Here is a 25,667-nt window from a genome sequence, read left to right as displayed (position 1 = left end):
GTTAATCTGAAATCCATAATTAATTCCTCCTGACTGTTAATATACGTCCTGATATATAAATTATACGCTTATCTATCCGTGAATTTAGCTTTACGTTTTTCCACGAATGCAGCCATGCCTTCTTTTTGATCTTCCGTGGAGAAGCAGAGGCCGAATACTTCATCTTCATATGCAATACCGGTGATCACGTCGCAATTGATGCCGCGGTTAATAGCCGCTTTGGAGAGCTGAACCGCAATCTTGGCGTTAGAAGCAATCTTCTTGGCTGTCTTCATAACGGCCTCCATAAGTTCCTCCTGAGGAACAACTTTATTAATCAGGCCGATACGATATGCTTCTTGGGCATCAATCATATTAGCCGTAAAAATCAGCTCTTTACCATAGCCGCGACCTACGACACGAGGCAGGCGCTGTGTACCGCCGAAACCCGGTGTAATACCGAGGCCCACCTCAGGCTGGCCGAATTTAGCCGTTTCAGCTGCATAACGGAAATCGCAGGCGCATGCGAGTTCGCACCCGCCGCCGAGAGCGTACCCGTTAACGGCCGCAATAACAGGTTGGGGAAGGTTTTCAATACGTGTAAACGCATCCTGCGCAATTTTGCCGAAGAAACGCCCTTCTACAGCATTTTTGGTAGACATTTCAACAATATCTGCCCCGGCGACGAAGGATTTTTCACCTCCACCTGTAATAATCAAAACTTTTACTTCCGCATCATGTTCAATTTCTCCTATGCACTGATTGAGTTCCGTCACAGTTTCCGTATTTAAAGCATTCAACGCTTTAGGCCGGTTAATCTTCAAAATACCGATACCGTCTTCTTTTGTGAATTCAATGTTATTGTACGTCATGACAGTACAGCCTCCTTTATTAATGAATAATAATTCTGCAATAGCGGACATATATCCACATATCGCTCCCTATGTCCCCCTCAGTATAGGTCTTTATTTGATTGACTAAAACAGGAAATTTTTGCATCTTATCGACTTCTTTTGGCCCTTTATGGACTGGCTATGTCATAGCTTACTCCGGGTTATGCATATTGCGCATATTTTTTTACGTTAGCATAATAATTATGTTATAATAATCACGTTATCAGCGGATAAAAATTTATATGTCCCGGAGAGAGGATGAGACTCATGGGCCCAGATAACTATGCGGAAACATTGAAAAAATTACTGACTTTTACACAGGCAAAGTTTGTGTCTCTTGCCGAAGTAGTCGGTTATGACGTATCGTATGTCAATAAATGGAGCAACGGCACAAAACTCCCGTCATCCCGTTATATAGAGCAGATAAACGAAGATTTAGGCCGATATTTCGCTACCCTTATTAAAGAAAATAAAAAAGAAGAAAAGTTTATAAAAGCATTCTCCTTCCCCGACGATATAACCGATTTGGCCTTTGCCATTACACAGTATCTATGTGCAGCATATAGGGCCAGCATCCATCAGACTCATCCGACAAAAACAAAGGACGGTAAGTCTGCCTGCCTGCAAGTAGTGACGGGCACACACGACACAAAGGCTTTTTTATCCGACTTACTTCATAAAGAGGCGGCTAATGTAAACGAAGACCTTGAGCTTCTTGTCTTTGACGACTTCTGCACCTTATATCAGGCAGGATTTTGGAATTTTTTCAACGATATCTCTTTACAGCAAAAATGCCTGACCGTCCGCGTCGGACTTGATTTGGACAGACTGGAAGAAGACTGCCGTCTATTTGAACACGTCTATGCAACCTTAAACAGATTGCTTGATATCAACTTTATTTTTTATGACATCAAAGATATTGAGCGATCCAATTTACTTATTATGAAAGACGTCTTTGTCATCCAATACGCGCTTTCCAAGACCAGCCGTTTCATGATGTGTACGCATATTTTTGACGAGACAACGATTCGGGATATTTACGAAAACTTCAATTTTATTGATTCGGCTAAGCGGCCGCTTATAACTATTTCCAACTCTCTCGGTATGGATAACACGGGTTACCGCACGGCTTTTTACGCAAATAACCGCTTCTTTTTCCATCTTACAAACGGTTTTGATTTTCTTTTGCCCCACGATGTTTTCGAAAGCATTAAGGAAATCAGTTCCCCCGAGCAGGCTGTTTCTATTCAGCGCCTTTGTGTAACTTGGGAAGAGATCGTAAATAATGCGGAGATCGAATTTATTATTCCCGCATCATCCCTCATGCGTTATCTTGAAAACGGGTACATCTATCTGACAGATGTAGAATATTCACTGACACCGGAAGAACGCAAGGAACATATACAAACCGTCTTGGATACAATGCAGGAAAATCCTCATATCATTATGGGAGTCCTCTCAACGCTGGGGACGGACAGAAGCTATAAAGGGGAAAACCTCTCCTTCTACTCCAATTACAAGACAGGCTTCATGAAAAAAAATAAACGATATATCCACAACCGGGCCAGTCCGTTCTACTTGATTACGGATCATCACCTGCATACGATTGTTCTTGACTATTTTCGCTCCTTAAAAGAATCATCTCTGTTCCGCCAGTACGATGTAACCGAGCTGATTCCGATCTACGAACGAGTCAAACCGCTTATTGAACGAACGTTATGCCTGAAATAAAAACGGCTTCCTTCAGGAAGCCGTTTTTATTTCGCCTTATCTCTTCGCTTTCATTTCTCTCAATCCCATCAATTCATCTTTAAAGAGAAATTCCGGCATTACTTTCACATCTTCCATAATAGGTGTAAATCCCATCTGGTCGAGAACATCTTTCTGAAGATCAATGCCCGGAGCAATTTCCGTCAAGTGAACGCCGTCTTCTTTCATTTCAAATACGGCCCGTTCTGTAATATAGTAAACGGACTGGCCGTGTTTACGGGCATATTCCCCGCTGAAGGTAATGTGGTCTACGACCGGTACGAATTTGCGAACCGACCCTTCTTGAATAATAGTAAGCTTACCGTCTTTTATTTCTTCCTTCAGCTTACCGGTCGTAAAAGTACCGCAGAAAACAACATTCTTCGTATTCTGTGTAATATTGACGAAACCGCCGCAACCTGCAATCCGGGGCCCGAACTTAGAAACATTAATATTGCCGGTCCCGTTGCACTCAGCCAGCCCGAGGCAGGCAAGGTCCAACCCGCCGCCGTCATAAAAGTCGAATTGGCTGGACTGGTCAAGAATAGCTTCCGCATTGACGGAAGCTCCGAAACGAACACCGCCCTGAGGCACGCCGCCGATAGGTCCGGCTTCGACAGTCATCGTCAGACTGTCACCAATCCCTTCTTCATTAGCTACGGAAGCAACGAATTCAGGAATACCGATACCGAGATTGATAACAGCTTCACTTGATAAATCAAGAAGAAGAAGCGATGCGCGGCGGGCAATAACTTTCTTGGTATTCAGCGGAACCGCATCCAGCGCCTGCAACGGGACCGTCACTTCACCGGTAAGGGCCGCATCATATTCACAATCAAAGGATTGTCCCAATATTTTGACTCTGCTGTTTCTACGATATAATCGACATATACACCGGGAACCTTAACAAGTTTCGGATCCAATACACCGCCTTTGAAGATTTTTTCAACCTGAACGATGACCGTACCGCCGCTGTTGCGTGCCGCCTGAGCAATGGCTGTGGCATCAAGAGGCGCCACCTCCTTGGACAAAACAACATTCCCCCATTCATCGGCATAGGTACCGCGAATTAAAGCGACATTAATGTCCATGCGCGGGTAGAACAGCTGGTCCTGACCTTCAATTTGAATCTCTTTGACAAAATCTTCCTTAGTTACGTCATTAAGACGTCCGCCGGAAACACGCGGATCGGCAAATGTTTCCAAGCCGACATGTGTAATCGTGCCGACGCGATGCGCAGCGACATCGCGAAAATATTGGGACAATGTGCCTTGCGGTAAATTATACGCTTGAATCTTATTGGCATTAACCAATTTCTGCAATTCCGTAACCGCATTCCAGTGTCCGAGAATTGCTTTCTTCAACATGCCTTCATGAGCAAAATGATCTCCGCCGCGACCGTCCGAATTCCCTTGAGATGCAGCATAAATAAGAGTCAAATCTTTCGGAGTCCCGGTTTCAAGAAAACGGGATTCCAAGGCGCTCGTCAACGCTTCCGGTTGAGCGGAGCCTACAAAACCGTTCGATGCGACAACGTCATTATCTTTAACGAGTCGGGCCGCTTCCTGCGCTGTAATTACTTTTACCTGCTTCATGATCTCTTCACTCCCTAATCAACGAATATATACTATGTGCTTTTATTATACGTAGTTGACAATGGAATAATAGACAAATCCTTTGACTCATTTTGACTAAAAAAATTCCATGCAGTTCATACAGGCGACTAATTAATCTCTGTTTCTCTATCAAACAAAAACGACCTGTACTATATCTGTACAAGCCGCCTGTTTAATACCATTCATTGATATAGCAGTCCGTCTTCGGGAAAATACGTTGCAAGGTATCCAATCCTTTACCCGTTACTGTAAGTTTATCATAAAATTGTAATTCCCCCGCGTCTGCCGCACCCAATACAAGCAGCGCCAGAGATCCGACGGGAATTGTCACTGCCGCAGCCGCATCGGTCGTCCTTTCAACATGGCCTATACCGTCTTTTACTGAAAGTGCAAAAACACCTGTATTCCAATCGGCAATAGGGTCATTTACGGCAAAAACAACTTTTTCCTGCACAGTTTTATCATAGGGAATCGCTTCAAGAGCCGTTTTTACATCAACAATACGCCCGGTCATAAAAGGCATTGTTTCATGTCCCTTTTTGCCGTCCGGATAGAAACGATAAGATTGATCACGGAGGCCTTCATTCCACTGCAAGACCTCACCTTGAGAACGATGGTTATAAAAATAGCCTAAAAGACCCTTTTTCCCTTTATATGCGGAATAAACAAATTCACTGCATCGGATAGTCGGCCCCCCGAGTTGATAAAAAGCATACGCAATCGGTTCGGCACCGTCAAAGACAACGGCAATATTACCTTCTGCCAGCTGTGCATCAATATGGCGGCGCCATGATGCTTCATCGCGAACGGCATACCCCGAAAGACGAGCGGTATATTTTTCATATACTGCCGCTAAGTAATACCATTGATCCGTCGAATTTACGAATCCGTACTGAACGGAGCGATCCGTCAACAGACGCAGCTCTTCAAGCGGCAGCGTTTCCCGCCATTGGTGACAATAGAGTTCATAGCCGTATTGCTGATAAAACCCGGCCTTTGAAGGCATGAGGATATGTATGCCCTGGCCGCGACGTTTCATTTCTTGAAGAGACGCTGAAAGAAGCTGTCCGCCTAACCCGCCGCGGCGAGCGGCCGGATGAGTGGCCAGTCCGACTACATAAGACACGGGCAACACTGTATGGCGCACATTAATTTTATACGGATTAAGGTGAGCCAGGCAGGCAAGATTGTCTTCCCGAAACCCGAGAAGAACATTCTCGGGTTTATACATATTGGTAAAATACCATCGAAAAAAAGGATGTTCTTTCGGCTCAAAGCAATAGGCCCAAAGGTTCTCCACCAATTCCCGGTCGTCCGGACCAGCTAAACGAAAGTCGAGCATACGTCGCCTCTTTCTTTATTTTGCCAGCGTTACACTGAATTTTTCTACATAATGATCCGGATTATACGATTCTTTTGACTGACGCAATCCGGGTAAGCCCATATCTTCTTCGCGATTAATATACTTTGTATGACTCCATGCATGGACGACAAATTCATGATTAATAGCCTGGTAAAGACCGCGAATAGAAGGATCGCTTTTCTCAAAATGGATGATCGCCGTATCATCGTTCAGCATCTCACCAATAGAAAAGGCCGCAATCCTGTTAAAAATACGAATGGCACCGCCTGTAGCGCCCAAGGCCTCCCAATGGTTGAATATTGTTTCAATGGCAAGACGTTCACCTTTCATATCTTCTTCATTTTCACCGGCCGTTTCTCTGTTAATACGGTTATCCATCCACCGTTTGTCGGCATCCAGACATTCTTCAAATACATCCGGCGTTATGGTCAGGTACTCATACCCCATATACTGATTACGGAAATGATTAAGGTTATTTTTCTTTTGTCGAAATTTTTTGCCGGACAGATTAATAAGATCCTGTGTTAAGTAAACATATTCATAGTTATCCCGGTCGGGCGCTATAGTATAACAATCGGGACACAGAGCATGCAACTTATCTACAACAGGCTGTGTAACCCCTTTCATAAGAAAGGGATGGTCATGCGCCACAAACCATTCCTGCATCCGTTCTAAACCGGCTACAAGACCGCCGTCTTTACGGGAAAAAGGAGGCAGCCAGAACTGCTCGTTACCTCGACCCGAGCGAACATAAAGGACCTGATCTTCTTCTGCCCATTGAATATCATAAGGATATTGCCATGCAAGCAAATTCATAAATGTAGCATCCGCCTGTTCATATCGCTTTTCATGAAAATACGAATCCAAGACAGGCTTATCTTCAATAGTAAATCCTCTAAACTGAATTATTGTAATCTCCCTCCGATTATATAGCTACCCCTTAGAAACAAATGGATTATTTTTTATATAAAAGCGCCAAGGGAAATATTTTCCCTTAACGGCATAATCAATATTAATACGCCTGGAACGCTCCGTATGCATCAGTATACCAGATTCTCCATGAAGAATAAATAATGATTCTCCGCATAAATCAATCTTATTTTCAGCCAATCCGATTTCCATAGCCATACATAATTTTCCCGGCCCGTTCGTTAAATTTTTTGTAACTTTGGTTGCTTTCCGGTTTACAAGCATTCTTTCAATACCGTCTACAGGTTCTACCGCTCTGATCAGGACGGCTTGTGCGTCTCCGGGCGATGCAGTCACAATATTCATACAGTAATACATGCCGTAAATGAGATAAACGTAGGCAATTCCGCCCGCACAAAACATCGGTTCCGTCCGCGCAGTTAATCCTTTATGACTATGCGCGCCATCATCAACTTGCCGTCGATAGGTACCGCCGTAGGCTTCCGTTTCAACAATACGTCCGACGAAGGTCGTATCGGGCCGGACATGCACCAAATAAGACCCCAGGAGTTTAGGCGCCACCTTAGCGGCAGGCTCCTGGAATTCTTCATATTGCCATTTTCGCATCATTCTTTTCTACGACAACCGAGTGCATAGGAAATTTCATAGGCATACTGACTCATTGTGAAAAGCATTTTTTGTCTGATAGAATCATAAAACCGCATAGACGGCCCGGCTATAGTCAGAGAAGCGACTACCCGTTCTTCGAAGTTGAAAACGGGCACGGCCAAAGCAAAAAGACCGTGTTCGCTCTCATCCTGTGTAACGGCATACCCGTTATGACGAATCATGGAAAGCTCGCTCTCTGTAAGATTGCCGTATTCCGAACTGATACGTTTTTGTTCTTTTTCATTAGACCAAGCAACGAGAACCTTACCGGCTGCGCCTTTATAAATAGGCAGGGACTCTCCGAGAGAGATAACCCGCCGTAAAGAATGTGTGCTTTCGACATGATCAAGACAAATACGATTATCTCCTTCAGCAATATAAATACTTGCCGTTTCATTAAATTCCCGTTGGAGTTTGCGCAAATACGGTTTGGCCAAAGTAACAAATTTTCTGTCCAATGAGATGAATACCCGAGAGCCAACGATTTAGGACCCAGGCGATACTGTTTTGATTCTTCATTACGCGTTAAATACTGACGTCGCTCCAAGGTATTGACGATGCGAAAGGCCGTCGACGTATTGAGTTCCGTTTGTGCGGCAATTTCTTTCAGGGCCATGCCGGCATTGCATTCAACAAAAAGATCCAATACGTCCAGGCTCTTTTCCAGAGATTTGAGAAGGCTTTTCTCTCTATTTCCATCATGATGGCATGTATCTTTCATCATTGTTCCTTCCATTTAATTTTACACAGAAATTTTCATACCTATTTCTAACGAATCGGGCGGATCCGATACAATCGTCTCTCCTTCACGGAGACCGTTGAGGACGACAATACGGCCGTTTTCTTCATCTCCCGTGAGGACAGCGCGAACATCAACCACATCGTCACTATTGACGACATAAACAAAATCGCCGCTGTCTTTTGTACGAATCGCCTCTTTCGGTACCGTGATCTGTTCAATTTCCTGCGGTGTAGAAAGACGAATGTGATAAAATTCCCCGGGTACAAAAAGATTCTTATTGTTATTAAACGTAATTTTAGCTAAATATGATTCTGTTGCCCTGTCTTCTTCCGTCGCCAGGAAAGTGAGTTCACCGACCTCCGTTTCACCGGCCGGAGTCAGGACCAGCACACGCAGGCTGCCATTGCCCCTAGCCGTCCGGATAACCTCAATATAGTCCTTCGGTACGGCGAAAGTAGCTACAAGCGGCGTAAGCTGTTGAACTGTTGCCAGGACATTTCCTGCAACAGCGATGGAATTATTTTCAGTAACAGCCGTTACCTTACCGTCAATAGGAGAATAAATCGTGGCATTGCCGAGCATCTCCCGGGCAGTTTGAATCGTCTGCTGCAGCTGAGCAACTTTTTCTGTATCTACAGACGGCGCTGTATAATTTACACGACCCGACCGGGAACGAAGCTGATTATATTCGGCATGAGAGAAGTAGCCGTCCTTATAATATGCATTTAACTGCACCCGCTCGGGCGTATTTTCTTCTGTATCTTCATAGCTCGGTGCAGGTGCTGCCGAAACGGTTAGCGACATCAATTCCGCTTCAGCACTGCCGACGCTTTGTTGATACGGTGTCGGATCCACTTGAACAATAACTTCACCGGCCTTAATATCCTGTCCGACAACCAGGGGTGCCGAAATAATCTTACCGGACACCTTCGGCATAATTTCTGCCGAGTGAAGCGCTGTAATATTGGCATCCAAGGTAAGTGCTACAGGATATTCCGCTTTGCTAACCTTTTCGGTCTTTGTGGAAATTGAATTCCCGCACCCCGTCAATACGGCGAGGGATATAATGAATATGCAGAAAAGGCCTGTTACATGTTTTAGTTTCATTTTATCCTGTTCCGTTTCTTAAACAAAGGTATAAAACAAAGTAACGATTATGACACCGGGCACACCAAAAAAGCCGATGACAAGCCCCACCAAAGGGTTTACATCAACATGATGCAAGCCGACTATTGAGCCGTACGAATTAATAATATATAACATAAATAAACCTATCACCGTATTTATGGCAAGACGGCGAATAGGTGCCAAAATAAATTTATTAACGATAAAGAGAAGTACAATCCCCACTGCTATGGATGCATATTCCATATAAACCTCACATCTCCTATTGACGGTTTGCTACGGCACCGGCTAAAGTGGCTTCATCAGCAAATTCAATATCGCCGCCTACGGGAATACCTCTGGCAATTCGTGTTACTTTAACTCCTGCAGTCTTCAAGAGGCGGGCCAAATATAAGGCCGTCGCTTCGCCTTCCACGTCCGGGTCGGTAGCAATGATAACTTCTTTCACCGTCGTATCACTCAGACGCTGTAACAGCTCTTTAATACGCAAATCTTCAGGCCCTACACCATCCAACGGTGAAAGCGCTCCGTGTAAAACATGATAGAGACCGCGATAATCCTTACTCCGCTCTATAGCCGATACATCTTGCGGCGTCTCGACAACACAAATAACAGATTGATCGCGGCGTGAATCAGTACAGATGAAACACGGATCGGAAGAAGAAAGATTGAAACAAACGGAACAAAAACGCATCTGTGTTTTTGCTTGACGAATAGCTTCAATGAACGCGGTCGTCTTTTCCTCCGGTTGCTGCACCATAAAATAAGCAAGTCTGCGCGCCGTCTTAATTCCGATACCGGGCAAACGACGGAACTGCTCAGCCAATTGATCTAACGGCGTATCCATTAGAACATCCCCGGCAAATTCATACCGCCCGTGATTTTACTCATTTCCCGAGCCATCAAATCATCAACTTTTTTGCTCGCTTCATTAACAGCGGCAACAATGAGATCTTCAAGCATTTCCTTATCTTCCGGATCGATAACGGACGGGTCAATATTGACACTTTCTACAGACTTCTCCGCGTTCATGACAATTGTCAACGTACCGCCGCCAACGGTTGCCTCAACAGTACGTGTTTTTAATTCTTCCTGCATTTTCTTCATATCTTTCTGCATTTTCTGAACTTTTTTCATCATGCCTTGCATATTTCCACCAAACATATGTATTTCCTCCTTAAACTAATCCTTATATTCAACATATATATTACAATCACCAACAGCACTGAGCAAGGAATCCAATACCGTCCGTTCCGTTTCCGGTAATCCTGCCGCTCAATGAGAACGGGATCTTTACTGCCGTCTGCCTGGCTTTCCAGAACAGTTTCTGCCGGGACTCCAAGGGGATCAGGTGAAACCGGCCGTGTCATCATTGCCGGCAGAATGTCGTTTTTTTTTTCGTATTCCGCCAGCTCCGCATCGCCTTCAAGATAGCTATGCATATGATATCCCTTCCCGAGGACTTGAGCAAGTGCCGCATCAACACAAGCATAATAATCTTCCCGGTTGGCTCGCGTCACCATAAATTCCGTTTTTAGAGCTAAAATAAACTCGGTTTCACCGATATAGGCAACACGACCGTTGCGCACGCACGAAAGAACGGCTTTCTTTCGGTCTTTGTCAAGAACTGTACATACTTTATTCCAAATAATCGCATATTCCGCCTTTTCCGGCCGTGTCCTTCTCTTCTTTACTGTCGGAACCTCGCACATATCTGCAGCCTCTGGTGATACGGCAGTTGCAATTGTCGTCACGGCTTCCGCTTCAGGCGGTTCCGTAACGGACTCCGCTATCGTTGACTGAGCAGCCGGTATTACAGGCGCAGGTATTTCACTCCGCGTACTGCAACCAGATGCTGACCGTACCTGCATGGCGGCGGCAGATACCGGCGGCTGCCCCTGTTCAAGCTGTACAATACGATCCATTATATCCTGCGGCACAGTATAGGCCCGTTCCTCCAACGCTTTGACACGTTTAGTTAAATCTTCCCCCTCATGACTGTACGTACGTGCTGCCATAAGCAGGCCGGCTTCTACGGCTATGCGCGGTAAAGGGGAGGTTTTTACACGCAATAAAGCTTCTTGTAAAATGTTAAGGACCGCAAAAACTTGCCCCGCCGACACGGTTGCCGCCTGCTCCTGCAATTCTTTTTCCGAATCGGCATAGGCGGCAAGAGTATCCGAGCCGGGCGCCGCCTTATAAAGCATGACGGCGCGCAAATGAGCTATAATTTCCGTCAAAAGAACTTGCGGTTCTTTGCCCATAGCAATGATTTCATCAACACCTTTAATAAGTATATCATTATGCCTGTGAAAAAGGGCCGTTGTCATCATAAAAAGCCAGTCTTTCCCTACAAGGCCGAGCAATTGACGTACGAGAACTTCATCAACCGTACCGCCACCGTTACCGATACATTGGTCCAGAAGGCTTAGCGCATCACGCATGCCGCCGTCAGCCTGAACGGCGATGATATGAGCCGCCCCCTCGGTGAGAGCAATGTGCTCTTGAGAGGCTATGTACATAAGTCGCTCACCTATATCATGACTTGTAATACGACGAAATTCATAGCGTTGACACCGGGAAAGTATCGTCATCGGAATACGTTCCGGTTCAGTCGTTGCCAGGATAAAGATAACATGCGACGGCGGTTCTTCCAGCGTTTTTAAAAGTGCATTAAAGGCTTCTGTCGTCAGCATATGCACTTCATCTATAATATAAATCTTTTTATCCCCTTCTGTCGGCATAAACTTAACCGTTTCTCTGAGTTGGCGAATATCTTCAATACTGCGATTCGATGCCGCATCTATTTCTACGACATCGAGTGATTCTCCACTCGTAATATGGCGACATACAGGACATTCATTGCACGGACGTAATGTCGGGCCGTGTACACAGTTCACGGCTTTTGCAAAAATTTTAGCCGTACTCGTCTTACCGGTTCCACGCGGTCCGGAAAATAAGTAAGCATGTGCTACTTTATCATTTTTTATGGCTTGTTGTAAGGTTTCCGTAATATGTCTCTGACCGACAACATCTTCAAACAGCTTCGGTCGCCATTTACGATAAAGAGCAATATAGGCCATATTCTTCCCCTTTTATATAAAAAAAGCAGCTCTTCCGCTGCCTTTACCATCCCCTGTAAAAGCACTCGTGTGTGATAGCTTGCCAGGTTCCCTCGTGGCACATGAAAATGGCTACTTATCGCTGCTTCCTTTCGGACCTGACGAGGTTCATAGGTCTTCATTGCACAAGCCCCAACAGGCTATCACGCACCAATACTCTTAAATATATACTTGATAATTATAGCGTATCAACACAAAAATAGCAAGGCTGAATGCCTGTATACAGGTACTCAGCCTCGTTTATTTATACTCATTTCAATAATTTATAAAATAAGATTTCTCCTTGGAATTCCTATTTTATTTATGATGCCAAATATCTACACGGCGATTGTCGGCACGGCCTTGATCCGTTTCATTTGTTGCAACGGGATCATGCTTACCTTCGTACTCAAGTACGAGCTGTTCGGAATTAACGCCGTGATCAACGGCATATTTAGCAACGTTCACTACGCGGCGTTTAGAAAGATCGTCATTGTAAGAATCCGTGCCCTTAGCATCCGTATTGCCGACAAGTTTAAATGTGTCATGCGGATATTCTTTTGCTACCGCTACGAAGTGATCAAGTTTACCCTGGTCGTATGCCACGGGCGTATCAACATCGAAGTCGAAGTGTATGCTTTCAAGGTAGTAATCATTATAAGTATGCGGCGTTTCTGCCGGTTGTGCCGGCGCAGTCGGTGCGGGAGTTACATACACGGGAGCGGGAGCCGCATCCTTATGGCCGCCGAAACGATAAGAAAGCGTTACGAAAGGCCCTTTATACGAAATGTTCGCATCGTCTGTCGCCCCCAACGTCCCTTTATCGACTAACTTTGTATTCACATAGCGGTAGCCTGCTGAAAGATCAAAATCTTTAGCAAACGTATACCCCAAACCGGCTTCCCAAATTGTAGTTTTTTTCGTACCGATGGCCGCCTTGCCATAAATATCAAAGTTTTTAGCAAGCGGTGCTTTAGCAATAAGACCGAGCTGTGCTATATTATTTGTTTTACTGAAACTATCTACATCTACAGAGTTCTTAATGCGATTCCAGCCGCCATATACGGCAAAATTTTTATTGAGCGAATATACGAGGTTTACTTCGTGTTCATCACCGTCAGTTGCTTTGGCGCCATCATACTTAGTATTCAAATCATGATACACATATTCCAAATTCCACTTATCACTCAACGCATACCCTAATCCTCCCTGAAAATTCCATTTGGAATCAGTAGTGGCGGTTCTGTAATAACCGAAATTCTCACCGTCCACACTTGCCTTTACATCCCATGCACCAAGATCCAACTGAAACTGGCCTTTCTGGAACTATGTTTGCGGCGTAGCAAAGGCTGCAGATGTTACACACGCTGCAGCAAGGGCTGCTAAAACCAAGACTTTCTTTTTCATATTTTTCCCACACTTTCAAAAATAAAAAAATATACCGGTTATTCAGTAATTTTATCACTAAAAATCACTGAACTCAACTATAAAATACACGGGAATAAAATATTTTCCTGAAAAACAAGAGCCAAACTGCAATAACCCTTTTTTTATTACAGAACGCACTAAAATATCCATTTTTTTCGAGTTAAATAATTCCACGCCGTAACAATGGCACTGGACAATACCTTCGCCGGCAGGGGCGGTAAATTGCCAAGCGACGGCATTGTTAAAAACCACATGAGAAGAAGATTCCACAATAATCCCATAGAACTGACGAGAAAAACGAGCGACAGTTCCACCCTTTTATCATAACGACGCCCGCTTTCAAAAACAAAAATATTACCGAGAATATAATGATATATAGTTGCCAGGGCAAACGCTGTCGCCGTTGCAGTCAATATCTGTATAGTGCCGCCCACTGTCGGAAAGAATGCCCTATAGGCAAGATAAAGAAAATAGAAGAGTATCCATTCCAAAACAGCAGCAGACCCGCCGATACAGAGATAAAAAAACACTTTTATATACTCGTTATTTGTGTAGTCCCATTCAAAGAGCGTTTTTTTTCGCATTATTCCTCTTTTTCACCATGGTCTTTCTTCCACTGCTTAATTTGTTCAAGTCGGGTCTTACAACGCACCTCTATACCGTGTTCGGTCGGCCTGTAATACATTCTGCCGCGCAGGGAAGGGGGCAGACATTCCATTGCCGTCAAACCGGCGGGATTATTGTGAGCATATTCATAATCCTTGCCATAATTAAGCTCTTTCATCAGCCTCGTCGGAGCATTACGGATTTGCAGCGGCACCGGTTCGGCGAATTGTTCGAGTGCATCCTTTCGTGCCGCCAAATACGCCACTTCCACAGCATTCGATTTGGGCGCCAACGAAAGATAAATGACAGCCTCCGTCAAATGAACGGAACATTCAGGCATACCGATAAAATGGCAAGCCTGATAAGCAGCTATAGAAATTTCCATGGCCCGCGGATCGGCAAGCCCGACGTCTTCTGCTGAAAAACGTACGATTCGTCGCGCTATATAAAGCGGGTCTTCACCGGCTTCAAGCATACGCGCCAACCAGTAAACGGCCGCATCAGGATCGGAATTACGCATTGATTTATGAAGTGCTGAAATAAGATTATAATGCTCTTCGCCCTTCTTATCATAAAGAAGTGACTTCTTGGAAATGCACTGTTCCAACGACTCTTTGTTCACCGTTATGACATCACCTTCCAAATCACCGTTAAGGACGGCCATTTCCAATGTCGACAGCGCCGAACGGGCATCCCCGTTGGCAAACTCGGCAATAGCCGCCAAAAATTTGTCAGCAATGTGTATCTCCTGTGCGCCGAATCCGGACGGATCGGCTATGGCTCTTTTCAATAGAGTCAGTATATCGTCTGTCGACAGTGCCTGTAATACAAAAACTTTACACCGCGATAAAAGGGCGCCGTTAATTTCAAAAGACGGGTTTTCCGTCGTCGCACCAATAAGAATAATACTGCCTTTTTCCACAAAAGGTAAAAAAGCGTCCTGTTGTGCCTTATTGAAACGGTGTATTTCGTCAACAAATAAAATTGTTCTTTCACCGTACCGCGTATTTTCATCGGCTTTTTGCATAACCTGACGAATCTCTTTAATACCGCCCGTAACAGCGGAAAAATCTAAAAACGAGGCTTTCGTGTGATTGGCTATGACACGGGCGAGCGTTGTCTTTCCAACCCCTGGCGGCCCCCAAAAAATCATGGAAGGTACTGTATCATGTTCTATGAGCCGACGAAGAACCCTGTTCTCACCTAAAATATGGCGTTGGCCGATTATATCGTCGATTGTCCTGGGCCGTAAACGGGCAGCCAAGGGCTGCTGAACGGCACTCGTTTGAAAGAGAGATATTTCTTCCATAATCTTTCTCCCCGCAGCTGTAATATTACACTTCCTGACCGGTCAATATCGAATATTCAGCACGCACGTCGTCTTCACAAGAACGCATGGCAAGGATGGTTTTCTCCATAAGATCCGATAATTCCCACCCGAGAATTTCCGCTCCGTTCGTAATAATCTCACGCGAACAGCCGGCTGCAAACTTTTTATCCTTAAATTTCTTCTTCAAACTTTTAACTTCCATATCCTTCGTGCTCTTCGAAGGACGCATGATGGCAGCCGCACCGATAAGACCGGTCAATTCGTCGGCAGCATAGAGAACTTTTTCCATTTCATGTTCCGGTGCAAGATCGACGCAGATACCGTAACCGTGACAACATACGGCATGGACAAATTCAGGTGACGCATCGATTTCGGCCAATAATTCCGGCGCTTTTTTACAATGTTCTTCCGGATATTTTTCAAAATCCACATCATGAAGCAAGCCTACAAGACCCCAATAATCGACTTCATCCTCATATCCGAGTTCATGAGCATACCATTTCATCGTTCCTTCCACGGTAAGAGCATGCAAAATATGAAACGGATCCTGATTATATTTTTGTAAAAGCGCAAGCGCTTCCGTTCTTTTCATATTATCTCCTCCGACATATAGTGAGTGATTGCAGTTAATTTATATAAATTGTTCAAGCCGATTCATGCGAAAATCTTCCAGCATTTCTATAAACGCTTTGCAGTGAACCGGGTCCGCTGTAAAGTAAAACAGGTGAGACGGGCAACTGCAATCCGTACAGCCGAAATGATCAATATGCCGCTCTGCAATATCTTCCAAACGATGCGACAACCTGTGTTCCAAATCGTCAGCTGTACGAATCGGTATCGTCGCCGTCACAATCGTAATCGGTCTTAAATAATCAAGATCAATGCATCTTCTTGCGAACTCGTCTATGTCTCGCCAAGCGGGCGGCCAGATTTCTTTTCGCCGAGCCGACGTAAACATAGTAGCCCGGTACAAAAGTTATCGTTCCGAGAGCGCCTATATAAGCATTTTTTTCTTCCGGCACTTGTAATACAACCATATAACTGCCGCTGTCGTGATTTTCCCTCTCTAAAATATAGCCGGGATAGATAAGCTGTCTGCCCGGCTCAGGCAGGGAAAACCTGTCATTCCAGCCAACAGAAAAAGCTTTCCAATCAAGTTTATCTTGATAAGCCGCAAACGTGTCGGCAAAATCAGGATCCGTATGATAATCCGGCAGAAACCAGGTGGCCTTACGCCATTGAACAAGAAACAGAATACCTGTCCGATAGCCCTTTTCCTGTAATGAAACAAGATGAAGAATATGTTTGCGCCCCCGCTCCGTAACGGCGTCGGGAAACATGGCCCCTGTTTTGCTGAAAAGAGTGCAGGATTTTACTTCAATAAAAAAAAGTTCTTCATCTTTATGGAGAAGCAAATCGAAACGGCTGCCTTCAATAGTGACTTCCCGCCGTAAAATCTGCCAATCCTCCCAACCGGGTATTCTTTTTTCGCGAATAAGCGCTTCCGCCACATCATTATTATACTGCGTATCCATGAGAACGGGCGTATTGTCCCGCTCAACACCGACAACATCATACAGCGTCTTGCGTCCGGGATTGGCAGCTCTCCTGATCCATAAAACAACTCCGGGAAAAAGCAGCTCCCAGAGACGTCCGGGATTGGGCATATGGCAAGTAATGGTCTCACCGTCTAAATCCGCATGGACAACAAAACGATTCGGTCTGTCTATGAATTTCCCCTTGTATAAGGGCTCATGTCGTATCATAGTTTTCACTTTCTTTATATTTGTTTATTTTACACGCTTTCCCAAATCTTGTCATATATAAGAGAAGATAGCCGCCCTGTAGTAAGTACCTGCTTTTCAAAATTATACTTCATCCGGCCATTCACCTGTAAAAGAGACGGCTGCGGGACCTGTCATGTAAACATTACCGTCATCCTCATTATACTCTACATGGAGCGACCCTAAATAGAGCTGTACATCAACATTTCTTCCTGTATACCCGTTCAGAAAAGAACTGACCGCTGCCGAGCAGGAGCCGGTTCCGCAGGCAAGAGTAGCGCCGGCGCCGCGTTCCCATGTACGAACCTTTATGGTCTTGTCGTCGATAAGCTCTGTAAAATTAACATTGGTATTCTTCGGAAAAACTTCATGTGTTTTGAAAAGCGGTCCCCATTTATTAATATCAACAGCCTCTACGTCGTTCACATACGTAACTGTATGGGGCACGCCTAAAAAAAGAGACGTAATCTTCCAAGGTTCACCGCCAACTGTAATTTCCTCATTGAGAACGGGACCCGCAGAGCCTGCCATGGGAATGGAACCTCGGTCGGTAAAAGGCTTGCCCATGTTGATGGTAACAAGACCTGCATCACCGTTTTTATCAACTATGATCTTCGGTTTCATGATACCGGCCAGCGTTTCAACGGAAAATTCGGTTTTCGTAATTATTTTGCTGTCATATACATATTTGGCAAAACAGCGAATGCCGTTGCCGCACATTTCAGCTTCACTGCCGTCAGCATTGATAATGCGCATACGTACATCGGCCGCATCACTGCCGGCAATGATGATCAGTCCGTCGGCGCCGATACCCGTATGACGCTTACACATGCATCGTGCCAATTCAGAAAAGTTTTTGTCTCTGCCGTCCTTATTTTCAATAAAGACGAAATCATTACCTAAACCATGCATTTTTACAAATTTCATCGTCAGCTCCCCGTACACAGCCCCAAGGCATGGTACTTATCTGTTTCTATTAAAATTGATCAGACAGCCTGCCTGGATGATACGCCGTTCTTCAGGCGTCAGCTCTGTAATGTATAACTTAATTTCCGAAACGAATTTACCGCTTACAACATAAGCCGTAATGTCATCGGTCCGCCCCTCCAAAATATTGCGAATATGAGGAACATAAATATAATCTCCCACTTCAAAGTTCGCATCTTTCTTCATCTGAAAAGGAAGCATCCCCCAGTTAATAACATTGGAACGATAGCGTTTTGTCGCATATTCCTTGCAAATATTGGCCAACCCGCCCAAAACACGCTGACAGCTGGCAGCCTGTTCACGTGCCGAGCCGTCACCCGGCTTAATACAATATATCATACTGCCTACTTCTACAGCGTTACGATCAACCGGCCCGATAATATCTTCGAGGGCATCATAAACAAGATTGAGCTCTTCTGCAATCACTCCTTCTTTTCGGGCGGCTTCCCAAGATCGCACCACTTTTGCGCGACCCACATAGTCGGGATCGCGACGAGAAAGCGTAAATTCGGCAAGCCCGAGCGGATTGGAACGATATGACGAGGTTTCACCGGACGGAATCAGTTCATCTGTCGTTGTAACGGGATCCAAAATTTTGGAACATACTCTGACAAGAATCGAGTCCGCCAATTCTTCCTGTTCAGGCCAATCTTTGATATTCGGCCCGTAAATGAGAGCCGCTTCGGCATCGGCCTTGTTAAACCCATAATATATACGGTTAGCATAAGGTGAATCATCATATTCATAACCCGGTTCAATATAATCATCCATATACCCTTCAGCTGAGGTGAGGACGCCATCGTTTGCAGCTGTTGCCGCTATAGAGCGGGCATCCATGAGCGCCACTGCCGAAAACTGCCCGGCCCCGGGTTTACTGCCTTCACGGTTCGGGAAATTACGCGTTGTATGACGAATGCTGAAAGCATTGTTAGCCGGCGTATCTCCGGCGCCGAAACAGGGGCCGCAAAAAGCCGTTTTCATGACCGCACCGGCCGATATCAAATCGACTGCCGTCCCCTTACGAAGAAGATCCAGGTAAACCGGCTGAGAAGACGGATAAATATCAAGTGTAAAAACATCATTCGTCAGGCCGACATGTTTCAACACATGGGCAGCTGCCATAATGTTTGTATAATTACCGCCTGCGCAACCGGCAATTACACCTTGCTGAACAAGCAGGCGGCCATTTTTAATTTTATCGGCCAGGCTAAAATGAACGGACTCGGTATTAAGACGCTCTTTAATTTTTTCTTCCACATCATGCAAAATATCTGCCGTATCGGCATTTACTTCATCAATAGTAAACGCGTTGCTCGGATGCATAGGCATGGCAATCATTGGTTTGATCTTGCTTAAATCGACATAAATCATGCCGTCATAATACGCGACGGAGGCGGGATTCAGTTCCTTATAATCATTCCCGCGACCGTGCATGGTAAGGTATGCTTTTGTGTCTTTATCTGTACGCCATATGGAGGAAAGACAGGTTGTTTCTGTGGTCATGACATCAACGCTGTTACGATAGTCCGTATTCATAGAGGCAACGCCGGGGCCGACAAATTCCATAACCTTATTCTTTACATACCCGTTTTTAAAAACTGCACCGATAATGGCGACAGCAATATCATGAGGACCAACTGCCGGACTCGGCTTGCCTTCAAGATAAACGCCGATAATATCCGGATAAGCAATATCGTATGTATCGCAGAGTAATTGTTTTACAATCTCGCCGCCGCCTTCACCTACGGCCATGGTCCCGAGAGCCCCGTAACGAGTATGACTGTCCGAACCGAGTATCATCTTGCCGCAACCGGCCATTTTTTCGCGTATATATTGATGAATAACCGCAAGGTGGGGCGGGACAAAAATACCTCCATATTTCTTGGCTGCCGAAAGACCGAAAACGTGATCATCCTCATTAATCGTACCGCCGACGGCACACAACGAATTATGACAGTTTGTGAGAACATAGGGCACCGGGAATTTTTCTATACCTGATGCCCGCGCAGTCTGAATAATCCCGACAAACGTAATATCATGGGACGCCATAGCATCAAATTTTATTTTCAAATGATCCGGTGATTCGGATATATTGTGACTCATTAAGATAGAATAAGCAATTGTCCCTTTACGGGCTTCTTCTTTGAGAACGGCTTTCCCCGTCAGTGCCTTGATTTTGCTTGCTTTTTCTTCAGCTACAATACGACTGCCGTCAATCAAGTACACGCCGCCTTTATACAACTTAATCACGTTGACCTCCTTATATGACGAAAAACTTATTATTTCTCATTCTGAAATTTATGTAATTTGTTTTCATATTATAAAAACAACAAGCAATATAATATGTATTATATCATAATTATTCTATATGAAAAGTCAGATAACTTACTTTTTAATCATGGTCACATCATTTTACAGTATGTGGTTTTATGCTATAATTACTTATGCATAGACCTATGGGTTCACAAAAAAGGATTATATAAATATTTATAGATTTAAAAGAATATTTAAAAACAATAACCAAGCCCCTTGGAAAGGAGCCTTCGGAATGGACCAAAACATCCATGTTGCTCAATTTTACGGTAAATCCCAAAACTTCACACAAATCCCCAGAGCCCTCTATACGAAACACGGTGTAAAACGAGGACTGCGTAATGAAGACCATACAGGCGTTCTTGTCGGTTTGACACGTATTGCCGATGTCGTCGGGTATCGAAGAGATGCGGACGGTCACAAAGTAAATTGTGAAGGTACACTCTACTATAGAGGTATTGATATTTCGGATTTTATAAAAAAAGATATATATAACGGCTATCTTTATGAAGAGGCCTGTTTTCTTCTTCTTTTCGGGTATTTACCGAATAAAAAAGAGCTTCACGAATTTTGCAAGAATATTTCCGATTCATATGAACTTCCTGATGATTTCTTAGAAATGAATCTTCTTCGTATGCCCGGCAGAAATTTGATGAACAAACTGCAACATGCCCTGCTGACTTTATATAATTACGACGAAGATCCGGATAATACGGATGTATACCAAACTTTATTAAAAGGGTTAAATATTATGGGCAAGCTTCCGTCGATCGCCTGCTATGCTTATATGTCCAAGGTCCATTACTACGACAGACGCAGTTTGATTATACACTATCCGCGCAAAGATTACTCAACAGCCGAAAATATTCTTTCCATGCTGCGGCCGGACAGTTCTTTTTCAGAAGCAGAGGCACATCTTCTTGATTTACTCCTTTTCTTACATGCTGATCACGGCGGCGGTACGAATTCAACCTTTACAAATGTTGTCGTCGCTTCAACGGATACAGATATTTACTCAACCATGTCCAGCTCCATAGGCGCGCTCAAGGGTCCCCGCCACGGCGGTGCTAACGTACGCGCTTCAAAAATGATGGAACAAATCATTGATACGGTCGGTCTCAACGCTTCAGAAAAACAGCTGCGTGATACGGTTTACCGAATTCTTAATAAAAATTTCCCCGGCACGGACGGTCTCGTATACGGTTTCGGTCATGCCGTCTATACGATTTCCGACCCGCGTGCCGAGATTATGCGCAACTACTGCGGCGAAGTAGCTCATAAAAAAGGCCTTGATAAGCACTTCGACTTTTATCAGCGTTTTGAAAGCGTAGCTAAGGATATTATCAGTGCCGAAAAAGGTATGGATATTTGCAGTAATGTCGATTACTACAGCGGTTTTTGCTACCATATGCTCGATATTCCCCGCGATTTATATACGCCTTTATTCGTAGTCAGTCGACTCGTCGGCTGGTTGGCACATAATTTGGAAAATAAACTCTATGACGGGCGTATTATGCGTCCTGCCACAAAGTATGTCGGCGATTTACTTCCTTATATATGCAGAGAGGAACGATAACCAATGAAAACAATTACAGTCTTTAAAGGAGACGGAATCGGCCCGGAAATAACAGATGCGGTCATTTCTATTTTAAAAGCGGCCCACGCCCCTTTGACGTATGAAATATTCAATGTCGGCGCGGCCGAATATGAACGCAACGGTGCTCTCATCCCGAATGATGCCTTCGTCTCCTTCGAAAAGACACATCTGCTCTTGAAATCGCCTATTACAACACCGATTGGGAAAGGATTTCGATCCCTTAACGTGACCTTGCGCAATAAATACAATCTCTATGCCAATATCAGGCCAGCTAAATCAAACGATGCCGTAAAAACCCCCTTCCCAAATGTCGATATCGTTACATTCCGAGAAAATACGGAGGATCTCTATGTCGGCATAGAAACACAAATTGACAGGAATACGGTTCATGCTACCAAAATCATTACTCGTACTGCAAGTGAACGAATCATTCGCGATGCTTTCATATATGCACGGAAAAAAAAGCGGCACAAAGTAACATGTGTACATAAAGCAAATATTCTTAAACTGAGTGACGGTCTTTTTCTTTCTATTTTCAAAGAAATCGCTAAAGAGTTTCCTGATATTGAAAGTGACGATAAAATTGTCGATAATGTATGTATGCAACTTGTCATGCATCCTGAAAATTTCGATATCATGGTCACTCCGAATTTGTACGGTGATATCATTTCCGATCTTACAAGCGGTCTTATCGGCGGTCTCGGTCTCTTACCGTCCATGAACATCGGTACGGACTATGCCATGTTTGAAGCAGTCCACGGCAGTGCTCCCGATATTGCCGGTATGCATATCGCCAACCCGACGGCGCTCCTCTGGTCGGCATGCATGATGCTCGAATATATGAACGAAAATGAAACGGCAGCAACGATTCGGCATGCCGTAGACCTCATCCTCAGTGAAGGCACAACGCTTACTCCCGATCTCGGCGGTACAGCTAAGACGGAAGAGTATACAACAGCTATTATTGCTAAGTTATGACATTTTAATTTTAAGCTCTCTTTATGGGGTTACCATAAAGAGGGCTTTTTATATATACCTGTAAACACATATACGCTATAATAAGACCATTACAAGAAAAAGGAGTAGGTACATGAATATTTCCGTATTAGGCTGCGGCCGTTGGGGCAGTTTCCACAGTTGGTACGCAAATCATATCGGTCATAATGTTACTTTATGGGGCCGTGAAGGGTCATCCAATTTAAAGCAGTTAGCAGAAACACGGCAAAACGAATATCTCTTCTTGCCCGAAACTGTTGTCTTAACAAATGATTTAGAAAAAGCTGTAGCTGCGGCCGATATTTGTATCATCTCCATTAAAGCACAGGCATTTCGTAACTTTACCAAACAATTAAAAACTATTAAAACTATTACAACAAAACCGCTTCTCCTTTGCATGAAGGGACTCGAATCGGAAACAGGTAAGCGCCTCTCTGAGATAGGGTATGAAGAATTGGGTAAAAACGCAACTTTAGCGGTCTGGGTCGGTCCCGGGCATGTTCAGGACTTTATTAAGGGCATGCCGAATTGCATGGTCATTGCTTCAGAAAATACGGAATTGACAAAAGTGCTGGTCCAAACGCTTACCAGCCCCCTTATTCGATTTTATTACGGTCATGACCTGCTGGGAACGGAAATCGGCGCCGCTGCCAAGAACGTCATCGGTATAGCGGCAGGCATGCTCGACGGTCTCGGTTGTTCAAGCCTTAAAGGAGCTCTTATGTCCAGGGGAACGCACGAATTATCCAAACTTATCGCAGCCATGGGCGGAAATAACATGACCGTTTACGGACTTTCCCATTTGGGCGATTATGAAGCAACCCTTTTCTCACCATACAGCAATAACCGCCGCTATGGAGAAGGACTGATCAAACATGAATTTTTTGAAAAGTTGGCCGAAGGATTTTACACGGCCGAAGCTTTAATTAATCTGTCGGACAAGTACGGCGCAGAACTTCCGATCAGCCGTACAGTTTACGAAATAACACACAACAATAAAGACCCGAAAGAAGGACTGGAAGGGTTGTTCCTCAGATCCTTAAAAGACGAGTAAAAAAGGAATGGAGTTAACTCCATTCCTTTTTACTCTCTCTTCTTACATTCCTTCACTTTTACTCAATTATTTCTTCTGTCTTTGCACGGAATACAAGAATTTTATCGACACGAAGATTATCCATATCGATAACTTCAAATTTGTAGTTTTTCCATTCGTATATATCCGTTTCTTGGATAATTCGGCCTATTCCGTATGTGACAAAGCCGCCCATGGTTTTATAGAGGTCTTCTCCTTCACCGGGGAGTTCTTCATCTATCAGGAAGAAATCTTTAAATTCTTCAATCGAAACCAAGCCGTCAATAAGCCACTCATTGAGTCCTCGTTGAACGATTTTATTGGCTTCTTCCGCCTTCTCCGCTTCCCCCACGGGCATGATCCCGACGAGCTTTTCTAAAATATCGTGAACAGAAAGAATCCCGCTCAAGTTACCATATTCATCAAGGACGGCCGCTTCATGAATCCCCTTCTCCTGGAATATATGAACGACTTTCATTATATCCATGGATTCGGGGATATACTCGGGATTACGACAGGAATGTTCCAGGATAGCATGAATAGAAACATATCTTTTTAAAGCTACGCCTTTATAGTATTGACTAAATACCTTATTAATAGACGCAATGCCGATGAACTCATCAATAGATCCGCGACAGACAGGAACATTAATGTGGTGAAAAGCAACCAAATCTTTCATGATTTTATTTTCATCATCTTCCAAATCGATCCAATCCATTTGGGTTCGGTTCGTCATAATATCGCCTGCATCCATATCAGAGAGACGAAATACGCGTTCGACCAGTTTCGGTTCTTCTTTATCAAAAGCACCGAGTTCAGCCCCTTTTTCCAAAAGCAGCCGAATTTCATCAGCCGTTACGGGCAGCACTTCCGGATTATCCGCACCGATAAGTTTCGTAACAAAGGCGGTAGACGCAGAAAGAATCCAGACGAGAGGAGTACATAGCTTGGAAAACCAAAGCATAGGACGCGCTAAAAAACAAGCGATCCGTTCCGGGCTGTCTATTGCAATCCGCTTGGGAACAAGTTCCCCAAGAATTAAGGTCAGGTAAGTAATAATAATAACGATTGCGGTTAAACTGATGGAATAAGCATACGGCTCGGCCCCGGGTATAAGCGCTACATATGATGAAAGCGGGCCTGCCATTTCCGTACCGCCGTAGACACCGGTCAATAAACTGACCAAGGTCATACCGAATTGGACGGTCGAAAACATTTTATTCGGATTCTCTCGTAATTTAAGGACAATTTTCGCCGCCTTATTACCTTCTTCAGCTATCGTTTCCAACCGTGATTGATGACTGCTTACTATAGACATTTCAAGCATAGAAAAAATGCCGTTACCGACAGTAAGTAAGACTATTACACAAAACTGTTTTACCAAAGAAAATTCCAAGTACAATCACTT

Annotated in this window: 25 protein-coding genes and 1 other RNA gene; 4 read left to right on the top strand and 22 right to left on the bottom strand. The window is 44.4% G+C overall.

Annotated elements, in window-relative coordinates; all coding sequences use genetic code 11:
* Nucleotides 1-68: 68 nt before the first annotated feature.
* Nucleotides 69-851, bottom strand: coding sequence for a short-chain-enoyl-CoA hydratase (locus HMPREF0080_RS00285; protein WP_040346604.1), 783 nt, complete (start codon nt 849-851; stop codon nt 69-71).
* Nucleotides 852-1,139: 288 nt separating this feature from the next.
* Here HMPREF0080_RS00285 and HMPREF0080_RS00280 point away from each other — a divergent pair, with 288 nt between their 5' ends.
* Nucleotides 1,140-2,603 (top strand): hypothetical protein, encoded by a 1,464-nt coding sequence (locus HMPREF0080_RS00280; protein WP_040346603.1) that lies wholly within the window; start codon nt 1,140-1,142, stop codon nt 2,601-2,603.
* 36 nt (nt 2,604-2,639) lie between these two features.
* Here HMPREF0080_RS00280 and HMPREF0080_RS11580 read toward each other — a convergent pair whose 3' ends face one another.
* The 20 genes from HMPREF0080_RS11580 to HMPREF0080_RS00195 all read right to left on the bottom strand — a co-directional run bounded on the left by HMPREF0080_RS11580 (nt 2,640) and on the right by HMPREF0080_RS00195 (nt 20,531).
* A complete protein-coding gene (locus tag HMPREF0080_RS11580) occupies nt 2,640-3,473 on the bottom strand; it encodes a hypothetical protein (protein WP_280959807.1) in 834 nt (277 codons plus the stop codon).
* Nucleotides 3,422-4,216: a malonate decarboxylase subunit alpha gene (locus HMPREF0080_RS11575; RefSeq protein ID WP_006789038.1), complete on the bottom strand. Its 795-nt coding sequence runs from the start codon at nt 4,214-4,216 to the stop codon at nt 3,422-3,424. Before HMPREF0080_RS11575 ends, HMPREF0080_RS11580 begins: the two co-directional genes overlap by 52 nt.
* 193 nt (nt 4,217-4,409) lie before the next feature.
* Nucleotides 4,410-5,579, bottom strand: a complete 1,170-nt coding sequence (locus HMPREF0080_RS00270) for a GNAT family N-acetyltransferase (protein WP_006789037.1) — start codon at nt 5,577-5,579, stop codon at nt 4,410-4,412.
* 15 nt (nt 5,580-5,594) lie between these two features.
* Nucleotides 5,595-6,467 (bottom strand): DUF2156 domain-containing protein, encoded by an 873-nt coding sequence (locus tag HMPREF0080_RS00265; protein WP_280959806.1) that lies wholly within the window; start codon nt 6,465-6,467, stop codon nt 5,595-5,597.
* Between the two features lie 66 nt (nt 6,468-6,533).
* Nucleotides 6,534-7,139 carry a DNA-3-methyladenine glycosylase gene (locus HMPREF0080_RS00260; RefSeq protein ID WP_006789035.1) on the bottom strand — a complete coding sequence of 202 codons (606 nt, stop codon included), beginning with the start codon at nt 7,137-7,139 and terminating at the stop codon, nt 6,534-6,536.
* On the bottom strand, nt 7,136-7,636 hold the full coding sequence (locus HMPREF0080_RS00255) for an IclR family transcriptional regulator (protein WP_245527172.1): 501 nt from the start codon (nt 7,634-7,636) through the stop codon (nt 7,136-7,138). Before HMPREF0080_RS00255 ends, HMPREF0080_RS00260 begins: the two co-directional genes overlap by 4 nt.
* A 284-nt stretch (nt 7,637-7,920) precedes the next feature.
* Nucleotides 7,921-9,027: an efflux RND transporter periplasmic adaptor subunit gene (locus HMPREF0080_RS00250; protein WP_006789032.1), complete on the bottom strand. Its 1,107-nt coding sequence runs from the start codon at nt 9,025-9,027 to the stop codon at nt 7,921-7,923.
* Nucleotides 9,028-9,045: 18 nt separating this feature from the next.
* On the bottom strand, nt 9,046-9,291 hold the full coding sequence (locus HMPREF0080_RS00245; RefSeq protein WP_006789031.1) for a pro-sigmaK processing inhibitor BofA family protein: 246 nt from the start codon (nt 9,289-9,291) through the stop codon (nt 9,046-9,048).
* A 16-nt stretch (nt 9,292-9,307) separates the two neighbouring features.
* A complete protein-coding gene (recR, locus tag HMPREF0080_RS00240) occupies nt 9,308-9,892 on the bottom strand; it encodes a recombination mediator RecR (protein ID WP_006789030.1) in 585 nt (194 codons plus the stop codon).
* Complete coding sequence (locus tag HMPREF0080_RS00235; protein WP_040346599.1) at nt 9,892-10,209, bottom strand: YbaB/EbfC family nucleoid-associated protein; 318 nt, start codon at nt 10,207-10,209, stop codon at nt 9,892-9,894. Before HMPREF0080_RS00235 ends, recR begins: the two co-directional genes overlap by 1 nt.
* Nucleotides 10,182-12,128, bottom strand: a complete 1,947-nt coding sequence (gene dnaX, locus HMPREF0080_RS00230; RefSeq protein ID WP_006789028.1) for a DNA polymerase III subunit gamma/tau — start codon at nt 12,126-12,128, stop codon at nt 10,182-10,184. Before dnaX ends, HMPREF0080_RS00235 begins: the two co-directional genes overlap by 28 nt.
* A gap of 77 nt (nt 12,129-12,205) precedes the next feature.
* An RNA gene (ffs, locus tag HMPREF0080_RS08940) (signal recognition particle sRNA small type) lies at nt 12,206-12,305 on the bottom strand.
* 159 nt (nt 12,306-12,464) lie between these two features.
* Nucleotides 12,465-13,451 (bottom strand): OmpA family protein, encoded by a 987-nt coding sequence (locus HMPREF0080_RS00225; protein ID WP_006789027.1) that lies wholly within the window; start codon nt 13,449-13,451, stop codon nt 12,465-12,467.
* Nucleotides 13,452-13,711: 260 nt separating this feature from the next.
* Nucleotides 13,712-14,158, bottom strand: coding sequence for a GtrA family protein (locus HMPREF0080_RS00220; protein ID WP_006789026.1), 447 nt, complete (start codon nt 14,156-14,158; stop codon nt 13,712-13,714).
* Nucleotides 14,158-15,489: a replication-associated recombination protein A gene (locus tag HMPREF0080_RS00215; protein WP_006789025.1), complete on the bottom strand. Its 1,332-nt coding sequence runs from the start codon at nt 15,487-15,489 to the stop codon at nt 14,158-14,160. Before HMPREF0080_RS00215 ends, HMPREF0080_RS00220 begins: the two co-directional genes overlap by 1 nt.
* 25 nt (nt 15,490-15,514) lie before the next feature.
* On the bottom strand, nt 15,515-16,102 hold the full coding sequence (locus HMPREF0080_RS00210) for a hypothetical protein (RefSeq protein WP_006789024.1): 588 nt from the start codon (nt 16,100-16,102) through the stop codon (nt 15,515-15,517).
* Nucleotides 16,103-16,141: 39 nt separating this feature from the next.
* Nucleotides 16,142-16,360: a DUF123 domain-containing protein gene (locus HMPREF0080_RS11570; protein ID WP_006789023.1), complete on the bottom strand. Its 219-nt coding sequence runs from the start codon at nt 16,358-16,360 to the stop codon at nt 16,142-16,144.
* 28 nt (nt 16,361-16,388) lie between these two features.
* On the bottom strand, nt 16,389-17,276 hold the full coding sequence (gene sfsA, locus HMPREF0080_RS00205) for a DNA/RNA nuclease SfsA (RefSeq protein ID WP_006789022.1): 888 nt from the start codon (nt 17,274-17,276) through the stop codon (nt 16,389-16,391).
* Between the two features lie 102 nt (nt 17,277-17,378).
* A complete protein-coding gene (dapF, locus tag HMPREF0080_RS00200) occupies nt 17,379-18,221 on the bottom strand; it encodes a diaminopimelate epimerase (protein WP_006789021.1) in 843 nt (280 codons plus the stop codon).
* Between the two features lie 36 nt (nt 18,222-18,257).
* Complete coding sequence (locus HMPREF0080_RS00195; protein WP_006789020.1) at nt 18,258-20,531, bottom strand: hydratase; 2,274 nt, start codon at nt 20,529-20,531, stop codon at nt 18,258-18,260.
* 298 nt (nt 20,532-20,829) lie between these two features.
* Here HMPREF0080_RS00195 and HMPREF0080_RS00190 point away from each other — a divergent pair, with 298 nt between their 5' ends.
* The 3 genes from HMPREF0080_RS00190 to HMPREF0080_RS00180 all read left to right on the top strand — a co-directional run bounded on the left by HMPREF0080_RS00190 (nt 20,830) and on the right by HMPREF0080_RS00180 (nt 24,241).
* A complete protein-coding gene (locus HMPREF0080_RS00190) occupies nt 20,830-22,170 on the top strand; it encodes a citrate synthase (RefSeq protein WP_006789019.1) in 1,341 nt (446 codons plus the stop codon).
* Between the two features lie 3 nt (nt 22,171-22,173).
* The gene (locus HMPREF0080_RS00185) at nt 22,174-23,169 is read left to right on the top strand and encodes an isocitrate/isopropylmalate dehydrogenase family protein (protein ID WP_006789018.1); all 996 of its coding nucleotides are present in this window, start codon (nt 22,174-22,176) and stop codon (nt 23,167-23,169) included.
* A 112-nt stretch (nt 23,170-23,281) separates the two neighbouring features.
* Complete coding sequence (locus HMPREF0080_RS00180; protein WP_006789017.1) at nt 23,282-24,241, top strand: NAD(P)H-dependent glycerol-3-phosphate dehydrogenase; 960 nt, start codon at nt 23,282-23,284, stop codon at nt 24,239-24,241.
* Nucleotides 24,242-24,299: 58 nt separating this feature from the next.
* Here the strand turns inward: HMPREF0080_RS00180 and HMPREF0080_RS00175 are convergent, their stop codons facing one another.
* On the bottom strand, nt 24,300-25,655 hold the full coding sequence (locus tag HMPREF0080_RS00175; protein ID WP_040346608.1) for a hemolysin family protein: 1,356 nt from the start codon (nt 25,653-25,655) through the stop codon (nt 24,300-24,302).
* Between the last annotated feature and the right edge of the window lie 12 nt (nt 25,656-25,667).

It is taken from the genome of Megasphaera geminata F0357, assembly GCF_000239275.1.
In the GTDB taxonomy this organism is placed as follows: domain Bacteria; phylum Bacillota; class Negativicutes; order Veillonellales; family Megasphaeraceae; genus Megasphaera; species Megasphaera geminata.
This window is presented reverse-complemented; position numbering and strand designations above follow the sequence as displayed.